Here is a 12,894-nt window from a genome sequence, read left to right on the forward strand (position 1 = left end):
TACGATAGCCGTATCTGGACATTATATACGGTTAATCAGCCATGATGATGCGCACCGAAACCTTTGATTACCCGCGGGGCCACGTCACGGAGTGGCATGAGCATGACGAGGGCCAGATCTACTGGCTTAAAACCGGCATCATGATCGTCGAGACCGAACAGGCGCAGTGGACGGTGACGCCGGGCTCGGTGGGATGGTTTCCCGCCGGCATTCGCCACCGCGCCCAGGTGCCGGGCCAGCTCGGCGGGAGCAGCCTCTATCTGCACCTGGCGACCTGCGCGAGGCTGCCGCCAGCGCCCGGGATCTTTGGCTCCGACAGCTTTATTCAGGCCCTGTTGGATCGCCTGTGCGCCGGCCCCCGTCCGGGCTTTCCCGCCGATTACGCGTCAAATATGCTGTCGCTGCTTGTGGCTGAAATGGCGAATGCGGTCGAACTTCCGCTGCAGCTGCTGCTGCCGACCGATCGCCGCGCGCGCAACGTTGCCGACCAGCTGCTCGCCCATCCGGATAGCCCGCTGACCCAGGCGCAGCTGGCCCAGCGCTGGGGTATCAGCGTTCGCTCTCTCAGCCGCCTGTTCCGCGACCAAACCGGCCTGAGCTTTTGCCAGTGGCGCCAGCAGGCCAGGGTAGTGACATCGCTCCAGTGGGTGCTGGCAGGCGAGCCGGTTGTCGAGGTCGCCGCACGCAGCGGCTACGCCAACGTCAGCGCCTTTATCGAGGTATTTCGCCAGCGGTTTGGCAAAACCCCCGGTCAGCTACGGCTCAGTAGCGCTAAATAGCCCGTGACGATCGCGAACGCCCGCGGCGAGTCCCACTGGCGCTTTACGTCATTGACAGCGCCAGCTGTAACGTTACACTAAACCGTTGTAGTTTATGAATCCCATCAAAAAAGCGATGCTGAATGCGACAAAGACTCTGCCATTCACAAATTGCTGCAAAGGAGATGTATGGCAAACATTCGCGATGTCGCAAAGCACGCCGGCGTGTCGGTGAGTACCGTATCCAACGTGCTTAACGGGCGCACCGACCAAATGCGCGTTGAAACCCTGGCGCGTATCCAGCACAGCATGCAGGCGCTGAATTACCTGCCGAACCGGGTCGCCCAGCAGCTCAAAACGGGACAGGCGAAAATGATTGGCCTGCTGGTGCCCTCGATCGTCAACCCCAGCTTTGCCTCGCTGGTGCGCGAGGTCGATCTGGCCGCGAAAAAGCGCTTCTATCGGGTGCTGATTGGCAACACCTATCGGCAGATTGAAGAAGAAGAAGCCTTTATTGCCGATATGTTTGCCCACGGCGTGCGCGGGATTATCGTGGCCGCCTGCGACATTGAAAAACCGCATTTTGCCCAGGCCGGCGCGCAGGGCATGATGATGGTCAACTATGACAGCCGCATGCCCACCGGCGCCGAATCCGGCGGCCTGGCGCTCGACAGCGTCTCGATGGACAACTTCGCGGCGGGCCGTATGGCCGCGGAGCATCTTATTGCCCGCGGGTGCCGGCGCCTGATCTTCACCACCGTCGCCGGCATGACCTCCAGCCGGGCGCACAAAATTGAAGGTTTTCTTAGCGCGGCGCGCCGCCACGGCCTTTTTTACGACGGGATGATCGTCGAAGAGCAAACGATGGCGGCCTACGGCGACACCGAAATGACCGAACTCGGCCGCTCGCTGGCGAAAAAGATCTGCCAGCAGCCGCAGCGCCCCGACGGGGTTGTGGCCATTAACGACGCGCTGGGCATTGGGCTGATGGCCGGCCTGCACGAGGCCGGCATCAGCGTGCCGGGGGAAATTTCGATTATAGGCATCGATAATATCCCGCTCTCCGGGCTGGTCTATCCCGGGCTGACCTCCATCATGCCGCCGCTGGCGGAGATGGCCGAGGTGATGGTCGAGCGGTTAATTGAGCGGATAGAAAATCCGGCGCTTGCCCCCGCGGAGTTTTTATTCCCTCCCGCGCTGGTCTGCCGGCAATCGGTGCGCGAGGCGCCCGCTTCCTGAAGCAGACGCGTTCGTTGGGAAGAATAAAGAGAAGAGCCCGTTTTTATACCAGCGTCGGCCCGACGGTAAGCAGAATATTGGCAAAACGTCGGGTTTCACCAGAAGCGATGGCCAACAGCGTATCCGACGATTTTGCCTGCGCGTAAAAGGCGTTGCGCTCAATATACTCAAGCTCGATCGCCGCGGGCAAAACGCGGCGATATTCGCGCTCGATAGTATTATCGAACTCAGGCGGGCTGGCCATCAGCGTCGCTTTTTCAACATTCAGGTAGCCGAGAATTTTCTGCAGGATCGTCACGCTGTCGATTAAGCCGGGAGAAAAGTTCAGGTACACAATCCGCGCCTGTACCGCGGTGTTGGTCAAAATAGAATAATTAGCATCGGCAATAAGAATATTGGCCTTATGCCCGCACAGCGCCAGCGCCTGGAGTAAATCAGGATGGATAATATCGGACTTAATCATCAATAGGCTCTCTTCATGCGGGCGGCGCTAACCGCCCGCCTCTCCCTTACGCGCGGTAAATACCGCCGTTAATATCAATCGTCGCCCCGGAAATAAAGCCATCGTACTCGGAGGCGAGGAAACAGATGGCTCTTGAGACATCCTCAGGCGTGCCCGCCCGTCCCAGAGGGATCTCCTGGACCGTGCGGTCGGCAGATTCCTGGGTGGTGTGCTGGTTATGGAAACGCGTTCCCAGAATCAGGCCCGGAGCGACCGCATTGACCCGAATGCCAAACTCCCCCAGCTCCGCGGCAAGCGATCGCGTCCACGTCAGCACCGCCCCCTTTGTGGTGGAGTAAACCAGCGATCCCGAGTGGCCGCCGGAGCGTCCGGCCAGCGAGGCCAGATTGACGATGCTGGCGCCCTCCGGGGCGGACTTCAGCCACGGCAGCGCCTGCTGGGTCACGTTGAGCATGGTGGTCATATTGACGTCAATCACGGTACGCCAGAATTGGCCGTCGATCTCACCGAGCCACTTGCGGCCGATGATGCCGCCGACGTTGTTGATCACAATATCGATACCGCCTAAAAACTCCGCCGCCGCCGCCACGCAGCGGGCCGCTTCCGCTTCATCCGTTAAATCAGCGTGGCCGCAGGCCGCCTTGCCTCCTTTTTGTTCGGCAATCGCCATCAGCTCTTTGGGGCCCTCTTCGCCGCTGAAATAGTGAATATAAATATCGCATCCCGCCTCAATTAACTTTCTGGCGGTCTCTTTTCCAATACCTTGCTCAGCACCGGTAATAAATACTTTTTTTGCCGTTAACGATCCCATTTCAGACTCCTGTTATTCAGACTCGATACCACCAGAGATAATATTTATCGCCAGGGCCAATTTTGGACGTGGACGTCCCTGCCCCTGGCATAGTTAATTTCTGCTTCCGGGCAATGATTCCGGCGGCATGACGCTCATGCCGCCTTGTACTGCGATTAACGTAACGCTTAGTAACCCGCCAGACCCGGCAGCCAGGTGGTGAGCGGCGGCACCATCGCCACGATAATGATGCCGACCAGCACCACCGTCAGGTATTTCGCCATCGGTCGGATCACGTACTTCATCTCCACGCCGCAAATGGCGCAGGTGGTATAGAGGCCCAGGCCGATGGGCGGTGAAAATAGCCCGAAGCCCATTGCCATAATCATGATGATGCCGAAATGTAGCGGATTAAATCCAAGCTGAACGGCAATCGGCACCAGAATCGGGGCAAAGATAATCAGGGCCGGCGCGCCTTCCAGCACCGCGCCGAAAATAATTAAAAAAACGATGGTGAGCAGCAGAAATAGCCACGCCCCCTGCTCAACGCCAATACCGACCAGCAGCCCGGCAATTTGCTGCGGGATCATCTGGATGGTCAGCGCATAGGAGAGGCTGGTGGCGCAGGCGACGATAAACAGCAGCACTCCGGACATCGCGGCGATATCAATAAACATCTTCACCGTGGCTTTAAACGTCAGCTCGCGGAAGGCCAGGCGCCCGACCACGATGGCGTAGATCACCGCGAAGGCGGAGATCTCGGTCGAGGTAGCGATCCCCATCATTACGCCGCGGCCGATCATAAAGATCATCACCAGCCCGACGGCGGCGCCAAGATAGAGCTGGGCGCGCGGGCGCAGCACGGGATAGGCCTCGCTGACGTTGATTTTGCCGCCAAAGCGGTTGGCGGCGATCAGCAGCAGCACCAGCAGGCAGGCCGCAGGCACCAGCCCGGCAATAAACAGCGCCCCGATCGAGATATTGGCCACAAAGCCCATCACGATCAGGTTTACGCACGGTGGAATGGTTTCGGCCATCACCGCCGAGGCGGCGAAAACGCCGGCCGCCTCCTCGCCATCCTGCTTCGCCCGCCGTACCGCCGGCATCAGCACGCCGCCAACCGCGGCGACGTCCGCCAGCTTGGAGCCTGAAATACCCGAGAAGAAAGCCATCGACAGCACGGTGGTCATGTTTAAACCGCCGCGAAAGCGCCCCATTCCCCGCACGATAAGCTCAACGAGGCGCGTGGACATGCCGTTGATCTCCATCGCCGCGCCGGCGAGCAGGAAGAAGGGGATCGCCAGCAGGACAAAGTGGTCGACTCCGGCCGCCACCTGCTGGGAGAAGAAGACAAACGGCAGCGACGGATCGCAGATGAAGAACACCATCGCCGACATGCCGAGGGTGAAGGCGATCGGCACGCCGGCGAGAATACCGAGGGCGAAGCAGATAAGCATCAGCCCCGCCGCCGCGCTGGCCGGATCGGCCATCAGCGAGAGTTTGGCGTAGCCGAGGGCCGCCAGCGCCACGATGCCCAGCCCGCTGAGCAGAACGACCCTGGCGCGTTCGCGCAAGGCCAGCTCCAGCGCGGCGACCATCATCACCAGCGAGCCAATCAGCACCGGAATAACGTAGATAATCTGCGGCAAGCCGGTTTCAGTGGTCTGCACCCGCGCGGCCTGCAACAGGTCATAGCTGGAGACAACCAGCCCAACGGAAACCAGAAACAGGACCCAGCGGCTGGCGTGCACCACGTACGGCCGGACGTGCTGCGGCAGAAAGCGCAGGAACAGATCGACGCCAATATGCCCGCCTTTTGCCGTCGATGTTGCGACGCCAAAAAAGACCAGCGCAATCATCAGCGCTCGCGCCACCTCTTCCGCCCAGTGAATCGGGGAGTGCAGCGCGTAGCGCCAGATAACCGAAGCGAAAACCACCAGCACGTTGATAAACAGCGCCAGCGCCCCGGCCCAGGCGGTCAGGGTCGTCAAAAACCGGCTTAACCTACCGAGCAGCGCCAGCGCGAGGCACTCATCCTTTGCTTTAATAGAGATATCAGCCATCTTGAACTCTCTGTGTAAGGTCATGGATATCACCGCCGGCCCACCTCTGAAGGGCGGGCAAGCCGGCGGCCCCCGCTACTGCTGCTTGTCCGGCGCCGCGGCGGTAATCTCATCGACGATAGGTTTCATATCCGGATACTGGCCAAGGAACGCCTGCCAGACTGGCTGCACCTGCTGATAGAAGTAGCGGCGATCGATTTCGCGGAACGTCACGCCTTTCGCCTCGAGGTTCTTAATGGCCTCCTGCTCTTTTTTACCGGCCTGCTGGCGTTCGTAGTCGGTCGCCTCTTTTGCCGCGGCCAGCACCTCGCCGCGCAGCTCCGCCGGGATCTGCTCGAAGCTTTTCTTATTCATGGCGCTCATCAGCGGGTTGTAGCTATGGCGGGTCAGGGTGCCGTTTTTGACAATTTCATAATATTTACTCGAGTAGATCGTCGGGGCGTCATGCTCTACGCCGTCAATCACCCCCATCTGCAGGCTGGAATAGACCTCTCCCCCCGGCATGGGAATGGCCACCGCCCCCATATGGTTCAGGGTGGCGATAAAGTTAGGTACCGGCAAAACGCGAATTTTCAGATTCTTTAAATCTTCCGGTTTTTCAATGGCCTTTTTGGTGTAAATGTTGCGCGAGCCGAGGTTATAGCCGTAGCCCAGCACCATCACGTTGGCCTTCTCCATCATTAAAGCAGACAGCTTTTCCCCCGCCTTGCCGTCGAGGGTTTTACCGACCTGATCGTAATCTTTAAACAGGTAGCCGAGATCCAGCACGCCAATTTCCGGCACCAGCGTGGCCCAGATAGATGTCCCGGAGATCATCATATTAATTGCGCCAATACGCACCTGCTGCGTGGCGTCAGCCTCTTTCCCCAGCATGCCGTTGGCGAAATAGTTCAGCTTGATCTGCCCCTTCAGCTTCGGGTTGTTGTTGAGGTTTTCCTGAAAACGGCTGTACCAAATGTAGTGGGCGGAGGAGTCGTCCCCCGGCAGAGAGGAGTAAACGCGGAAATTAAGCGCCGCGTGGGCCACTGCGCTCACCGCGCTCCCCGCCAGCAGGGCCGTGCTTAAACAGGCGCACGCTAAAATACGTCTGGTCGAACAAAACTGTTTCATTTTCATCATCATGATCCTTTCACGTACCGTTGAGGTGTCTATAGCACCTTTGGGCCTCGCTAAATCGCCAGGGACTTCACTCATAATCGGGTGGTTAACGCTTTCTGTAACGTTTTAGTGTAACGTTACAGAAAGTATCCACCTCCCCGAATAAAAGCAAGTTGCTTCCCGGGTTGATGACCGGCGATGTGCTAATTTTGTGGCTGATATCGCGAAATTAGCGCGAAGAGTCACGCCATCGGAACGGAATCGTTGCTGTTTAGTCACTGTTTAGCCGCCGCGGCCAGGCGGTCCGGCGTCTACACTTAACGGCTGAGGAGTGCAAAGCCAGCACAGGTCTGTCTCAACCCCGACGCGAAAAGCGCCGGTAAACGTGAAGGCTATCGCAAACGCGACTTTTCATTCTCCGCTACGCTGGAGCACTTCATTCACTCGTTAAACGTTATAAAACAGGAAATGACCATGCAACTTACTGATTTAACCCTGTTTCGCCAGCAGGCATTGATCAATGGCGAGTGGCGAGACGCCATCAGCGGCGATGTCATTACGGTGAGCAATCCGGCCAACGGCCAGCCGCTGGGTTCGGTGCCGAAAATGGGCGCCGATGAGACCCACGAGGCCATCGAAACCGCCAGCCGCGCTCTTCCCGCCTGGCGTGCCTTGACCGCCAAAGAGCGCGCCGGGATTCTGCGCCGCTGGTTCGATCTGATGATGGAGAACCAGGACGACCTGGCGCGGCTGATGACCCTCGAACAGGGTAAACCGCTGGCCGAAGCGAAGGGAGAGATCGGCTATGCGGCCTCGTTCATCGAGTGGTTCGCCGAAGAGGGCAAACGCATCTACGGCGACACCATTCCCGGCCATCAGGCCGATAAGCGGCTGATCGTCATCAAACAGCCGATCGGCGTCACCGCCGCCATCACCCCGTGGAATTTTCCGGCGGCGATGATCACCCGCAAGGCCGGGCCGGCATTAGCCGCTGGCTGTACCATGGTGCTAAAACCGGCCAGCCAGACGCCTTTTTCCGCGCTGGCGCTGGGCGAGCTGGCGAAGCGCGCCGGGATCCCTGCCGGGGTGTTCAACGTGGTGACCGGGTCCGCCAGCGAGGTCGGGAACGCCCTCACCGGCAATCCTCTGGTGCGCAAACTGTCGTTTACCGGTTCAACGGAAATTGGCCGTCAGCTGATGGCGCAGTGCGCCCAGGACATCAAAAAAGTCTCGCTGGAGCTCGGCGGCAACGCGCCGTTTATCGTCTTCGATGATGCCGATCTGGATAAGGCGGTGGAAGGGGCGATGGCCTCCAAGTTTCGTAACGCCGGGCAGACCTGCGTCTGCGCCAACCGCCTGTACGTCCAGGACGGAGTGTATGAACGTTTTGCCGAAAAGCTTCAGCAGGCGGTGGAGAAGCTGCGCCTCGGCGACGGCCTGCAGGAAGGGGTAACGACCGGGCCGCTGATCGATGAGAAAGCGGTCGCCAAGGTGCAAGAGCACATCGCCGACGCCGTCGGCAAAGGCGCGCGGATCGCGACCGGCGGCAAGGTGCACGAGCTCGGCGGTAACTTCTTCCAGCCGACCATTCTGGTCGATGTTCCCGGCGATGCGAAAGTCGCGAAGGAAGAGACCTTCGGTCCGCTGGCCCCCCTGTTTCGTTTCACCGATGAGGCGGACGTTATCCATCAGGCCAACGATACCGAATTCGGCCTGGCGGCCTATTTCTATGCCCGCGATTTGAGCCGCGTCTTCCGCGTCGGCGAGGCGCTGGAGTACGGGATCGTCGGCATCAATACCGGGCTCATCTCCAACGAAGTGGCGCCGTTTGGCGGGGTAAAAGCCTCCGGCCTGGGGCGCGAAGGCTCGAAGTACGGCATCGAAGATTACTTAGAAATTAAATACATGTGTATTAGCCTATAGGCGCATCGGCCGGCAGGGGGAACCGGACGGATGGGGCAGATATCAGGCACGCAGCCTGACGGGTTCGCTAAAGTCATCAGCCGGTTCAAGCTTCAGGCTGAACGTCGCCAGCAGCGCGTTGGCCCTGGTGTGGAAATCACGCAGCGTTTTTTCAAGCCGCTCGCTAACTTCGGGATCGTCGATAGCCACCGGCCGCCACACCCCTTCTTTATCGAACAAACCAAACTGATAGCTGTATGTGAAGCGCGACGCCTGCGCTTCCATCTCCATCCACCATCCCCAAAACTCTCGTTTTTCCGGCGCCGGTTTAACGTTGACGCAAACTGCCAGGCAATCGAAAAAGAAGCGGTTATCTTCACACTGCTCTTCGCGGATATAGGGGCCAAGAGCCGTGAATTTCTTAATCAGCTTACTCTTCAGGTGTCCACTCGGTAACGTCATTGCGATCTCCTTTAGTGATGCAACTGTTTTACCAAATCAATAAAATTTAGCAATAAATTAACTAAATCTATGATTGATCCACCCGCTAATCTGTCGCAATGCGTGATCGAAATTGCGGTAAATCGGCTTCGATGGGATCTCGAGCAGCTTGCCATCGGCAGATGACGAGGCAATTAAACGCGACTCTTCTTCCGGGCTGAAAGGATCGTTTTTCCAGTAGCCTGAGAACATCGGCGTCGGGCAGCGGCGTCCCAGCAGTCCCTGCGTTTTTAACGAATAACGGTTCAGCTCAATGCGCAGCGCTTCGTCAGAGGCATCGTGCATCCCCAGGCGCGACGCCAGCACGTCAAGATACATTTCAGGGACTCGTCCCTGATGCAACGGGTCAACCAGCAGGTTATGCACCACCGGCCCCAGACAGGCAATGGCCTTCAGACGCTGCGACTCCAGGTAGCCGAGCCGAACGGCAATATTGGCGCCAAAGCGGAAGCCGAACGCCGCAACCCGGGTATGGTCGACCCACGGAACGTTTTGCAGATGCCGCAGCGCATGCTGGTGCAGCAGGCTGGTGTCCTGGGTTAGCTTCCATTTCGATGAAAAGCCGATGGAAGGCAGATCGAGGGTCAGCATCGCTATCCCCAGCGGGGCAAAATAGTCTTCATACAGGCTGTAGTAATCGGTCTGCAGCGAGTCCAGGCCGCCGCACATCATGACCACCGGGAACGGACCTTCGCCTTTTGGCAGATGTAAAAAACCGCTCACCGGCAGACCGCCGGGAACCGGGAATTCGATCTCGCGCAGCTCGCCGGGCAGGCGCTGCGCGGCCTCTTCATAGGCCCGGTTGGCCAGCGCCTGTGCCTGATCGGCAAGCTCATCGCCTTTAATATGCGGATAGGCGGCAATACTGTAGAGGTTGGACGCGTGCAGCCAGCGGCGGCCGCTGAGTTCGAGGTCCATTTCCTGGCCCGCCATTTGCTGCCAAATCATGGCCTGTTTAGACCATTCGAAAATCCAGTTGCCGCCGCGATACCCCACGACGGTGTCGTACAGCTCCGGATTGGTGCGTTCCGCATCGCTCATGACGATGCGCGCCTGCACGTCAAGGATCTCCTGCGGCGTCACGCCGCGGCGGATCCACATCAGGCGATTGATCAGGCGATACCAGCGATCGACGTTGCTGCCATCAAGCGCGGAGTGGATCGGCTGCTGCGAGCCGGAGGCAAACCGACGCACCAACGTAGAGGTTTCTGGATGTTTGAATCGAGGTTTAAACAGCGTTTCGCTAAGGTTAGCCTGTGCCATGTGCAGTCTCCATCGTGTCGCCACCACGGCTATTGTAACCTGCTAACAGGCAAAAAAAACCACGCCCGGCAAAACCGGGCGTGGTAAATAGCACTTGCCTTGAAAATTAACGGCCTGAGATCGGCGGTACGAAGACCACGCCCATATCCCACGGCTGTTCAATCCAGGTATCCTGAGGAATATCAACTACGTAATCGTCAACCAGCGGACGACCGGCCGGCTTGGCGAAAATAGTAACGAAGTGTGCTTTTGGGTACATTTCGCGGATGGCGACCGCGGTGCCGCCGGTATCAACCAGGTCATCAATCACGATGAACCCTTCACCATCACCTTCAGCACGCTTAAGGACGGTCAGCTCACGCTGGTTATCGTGGTCATAGCTGGAGATACAAACGGTATCAACATGACGAATACCCAGCTCACGCGCCAGCAGCGCGCCCGGCACCAGACCACCGCGGCTAACGGCAATAATGCCTTTCCATTGTTCAGAAGGCATCAGGCGACTTGCCAGCTTGCGGGCGTGAATCTGCAACATGTCCCAGGTGACGACGTATTTTTCGCTCATGTGAAGTGTCCCAGCCTGTGTTATACGGCTTAAATGATGTTCGAGGGGGAAAATGGTTGCGCGAGATTATAGAGATCTGAAGCGCTAAAAACCAGTATTAAGCGGCCCTGGCGACGCTTTTTGCGTTGTTTCCACTACCCGTTAGCGTGGAAAGTGGTATTCTCAACCCCACCGCGCAAGCTCCCGCTTGTCGTGTATTCTATTGCTAACCCTCGACCTGCAAAAGAATTTTGCAGGCGATTGTAAGGAGACTCATCGTGTCTGAACTGTCTCAATTATCCCCACAGCCGCTGTGGGATATTTTTGCCAAAATCTGCTCCATTCCCCACCCTTCCTATCAAGAAGAACAACTCGCTGAACACATCATGGGCTGGGCAAAAGAAAAAGGCTTACATGCAGAACGCGACCAGGTTGGCAACATTCTGATTCGTAAAGCCGCTACCGCCGGGATGGAAAATCGTAAACCGGTCGTGCTGCAGGCGCACCTCGATATGGTGCCGCAGAAAAACAACGATACCGTTCACGACTTTACTAAAGATCCGATTCAGCCGTATATCGACGGTGCGTGGGTCAAGGCCCGCGGGACCACCCTGGGCGCGGATAACGGCATCGGCATGGCTTCCGCTCTGGCGGTGCTGGCCGATGACTCTGTCGAACACGGTCCGCTGGAAGTGCTGCTGACCATGACCGAAGAAGCCGGTATGGACGGCGCGTTTGGCCTACAGGCCAACTGGCTGCAGGCCGATATCCTGATTAATACCGACTCGGAAGAAGAAGGCGAAATCTATATGGGTTGCGCCGGCGGTATCGACTTCACCTCCAACCTGCCGCTGGCGCGCGAAGCGATCCCGGCCGGTTTCCACAGCTTTAAGCTGACGCTAAAAGGGCTGAAAGGCGGCCACTCCGGCGGTGAAATTCACGTCGGCCTGGGGAATGCCAACAAGCTGCTGGCCCGCTTCCTCGCCGCTCACGCCGTCGAGCTGGATCTGCGCCTGGTCGATTTCAACGGCGGCACCCTGCGCAACGCCATTCCGCGTGAAGCCTTCGCCACCGTTGCCGTCGCGGCAGAGAAAGTCGATGCACTGAAGGCGCAGGTCAGCGCCTACGAGGCGATCCTTAAAAACGAGCTGGCGGTAAAAGAGAAGAATCTGGTGCTGTTGCTGGATGCGGCCGCTAATGATAAAGCGGCGCTAACGGCGCAATCCCGTGACGGCTTTGTTCGTCTGCTGAACGCGACGCCAAACGGCGTGATCCGTAACTCCGACGTGGCGAAGGGCGTGGTCGAAACCTCCCTCAACGTCGGCGTGGTCACCATGACCGATGATAACGTCGAAATCCACTGCCTGATCCGCTCCCTGATCGACAGCGGCAAAGACTACGTCGTCAGCATGCTGGACTCGTTAGGCAAGCTGGCGGGAGCGAAAACCGAAGCCAGGGGCGCCTACCCGGGCTGGCAGCCGGATGCAAACTCGCCGGTGATGCATCTGGTCCGCGAAACCTATCAGCGTCTGTTTAATAAAACGCCGAATATCCAGATTATTCACGCCGGCCTGGAGTGCGGGCTGTTCAAGAAGCCGTACCCGGATATGGATATGGTTTCTATTGGGCCGACCATTACCGGGCCGCACTCTCCGGATGAGCAGGTGCATATCGAAAGCGTTGGCCAGTACTGGACGCTGCTGACTGAACTGCTGAAAGCGATTCCGGCAAAATAAGCGGCCAGCTACGGATTTGATCTCTCCGGGTTCTCCCGGATGCGGGCGGCGGCCTCGTCGCCCGCAAATCTAACCCCGGCGAAAGCCAGTACCTACCTCACCTTCTCCATGCGATAATTAGTAAACGTCTCCCCGCGCGCGACTACCTGCTGCTCTGCTATGACCGTGAAGCCATGACGCATAAAGCAGGCTTTTGCCGTGATGCTGGCCTCCACCCGCAGCGTCCCTCGCGGAATTTGCCTGAACAGCTCGGCGAGCAGCGCCCCAGCAACTCCCTGACGGGCGCGTTCGGGCGCGACAAACAGGAGATCGATATCGCCGCCGATGGCGCTAATAAAGCCGACCGGCTGCCGCTCAATCTCCGCCACCAGCACCCGGGAGTCGCGCATTTTTTGCCGCCAGCGGTCCTCGTCGACCTGCGCCCAGGCGGCGATTTGCCGCGGCGAATAGTCGCGGCTGGCGGTCTGCCGAACCGCACGCAGGAAGATGGCGCACAGCGCGGAAAAATCGTCATCCCGGTAGTCTCTAATCTGCAGC

General features: G+C 58.5%; 12 protein-coding genes. 4 read left to right on the top strand and 8 right to left on the bottom strand.

Annotation, left to right across the window (positions count from 1 at the left end):
• The first annotated feature begins 41 nt into the window (after positions 1–41).
• Complete coding sequence (locus AC1M2H_RS22115) at positions 42–779, top strand: helix-turn-helix transcriptional regulator (protein ID WP_480149066.1); 738 nt, start codon at positions 42–44, stop codon at positions 777–779.
• Between the two features lie 150 nt (positions 780–929).
• The gene (locus tag AC1M2H_RS22120) at positions 930–1,997 is read left to right on the top strand and encodes a LacI family DNA-binding transcriptional regulator (protein ID WP_480152304.1); all 1,068 of its coding nucleotides are present in this window, start codon (positions 930–932) and stop codon (positions 1,995–1,997) included.
• Between the two features lie 43 nt (positions 1,998–2,040).
• Here the strand turns inward: AC1M2H_RS22120 and AC1M2H_RS22125 are convergent, their stop codons facing one another.
• The 4 genes from AC1M2H_RS22125 to AC1M2H_RS22140 all read right to left on the bottom strand — a co-directional run bounded on the left by AC1M2H_RS22125 (position 2,041) and on the right by AC1M2H_RS22140 (position 6,423).
• Positions 2,041–2,460, bottom strand: a complete 420-nt coding sequence (locus AC1M2H_RS22125; protein ID WP_480149068.1) for an RbsD/FucU family protein — start codon at positions 2,458–2,460, stop codon at positions 2,041–2,043.
• Between the two features lie 46 nt (positions 2,461–2,506).
• On the bottom strand, positions 2,507–3,271 hold the full coding sequence (locus AC1M2H_RS22130) for an SDR family NAD(P)-dependent oxidoreductase (RefSeq protein WP_480149069.1): 765 nt from the start codon (positions 3,269–3,271) through the stop codon (positions 2,507–2,509).
• 167 nt (positions 3,272–3,438) lie between these two features.
• The gene (locus tag AC1M2H_RS22135; RefSeq protein ID WP_480149070.1) at positions 3,439–5,313 is read right to left on the bottom strand and encodes a TRAP transporter large permease; all 1,875 of its coding nucleotides are present in this window, start codon (positions 5,311–5,313) and stop codon (positions 3,439–3,441) included.
• 75 nt (positions 5,314–5,388) lie between these two features.
• Positions 5,389–6,423 carry a TRAP transporter substrate-binding protein gene (locus tag AC1M2H_RS22140; RefSeq protein ID WP_480149071.1) on the bottom strand — a complete coding sequence of 345 codons (1,035 nt, stop codon included), beginning with the start codon at positions 6,421–6,423 and terminating at the stop codon, positions 5,389–5,391.
• Between the two features lie 462 nt (positions 6,424–6,885).
• On the opposite strand from AC1M2H_RS22140, the gene gabD reads away from it, so the two are divergent.
• A complete protein-coding gene (gene gabD, locus AC1M2H_RS22145; RefSeq protein WP_480149072.1) occupies positions 6,886–8,334 on the top strand; it encodes an NADP-dependent succinate-semialdehyde dehydrogenase in 1,449 nt (482 codons plus the stop codon).
• A gap of 42 nt (positions 8,335–8,376) precedes the next feature.
• On the opposite strand, the gene crl is transcribed toward gabD, so the two are convergent.
• The 3 genes from crl to gpt form a co-directional block, all read right to left on the bottom strand.
• Positions 8,377–8,775 (bottom strand): sigma factor-binding protein Crl, encoded by a 399-nt coding sequence (gene crl, locus AC1M2H_RS22150; protein WP_426812979.1) that lies wholly within the window; start codon positions 8,773–8,775, stop codon positions 8,377–8,379.
• A 57-nt stretch (positions 8,776–8,832) separates the two neighbouring features.
• Positions 8,833–10,077 carry an esterase FrsA gene (gene frsA / locus AC1M2H_RS22155; protein ID WP_480149073.1) on the bottom strand — a complete coding sequence of 415 codons (1,245 nt, stop codon included), beginning with the start codon at positions 10,075–10,077 and terminating at the stop codon, positions 8,833–8,835.
• Positions 10,078–10,183: 106 nt separating this feature from the next.
• Complete coding sequence (gpt, locus tag AC1M2H_RS22160; RefSeq protein ID WP_480149074.1) at positions 10,184–10,642, bottom strand: xanthine phosphoribosyltransferase; 459 nt, start codon at positions 10,640–10,642, stop codon at positions 10,184–10,186.
• A gap of 257 nt (positions 10,643–10,899) precedes the next feature.
• On the opposite strand from gpt, the gene pepD reads away from it, so the two are divergent.
• Positions 10,900–12,357: a cytosol nonspecific dipeptidase gene (gene pepD / locus AC1M2H_RS22165; RefSeq protein ID WP_480149075.1), complete on the top strand. Its 1,458-nt coding sequence runs from the start codon at positions 10,900–10,902 to the stop codon at positions 12,355–12,357.
• A gap of 92 nt (positions 12,358–12,449) precedes the next feature.
• On the opposite strand, the gene AC1M2H_RS22170 is transcribed toward pepD, so the two are convergent.
• Positions 12,450–12,893 (bottom strand): GNAT family N-acetyltransferase, encoded by a 444-nt coding sequence (locus AC1M2H_RS22170; RefSeq protein ID WP_480152013.1) that lies wholly within the window; start codon positions 12,891–12,893, stop codon positions 12,450–12,452.
• Position 12,894 lies beyond the last annotated feature (1 nt).

This window comes from Klebsiella sp. F11 (assembly GCF_056712265.1).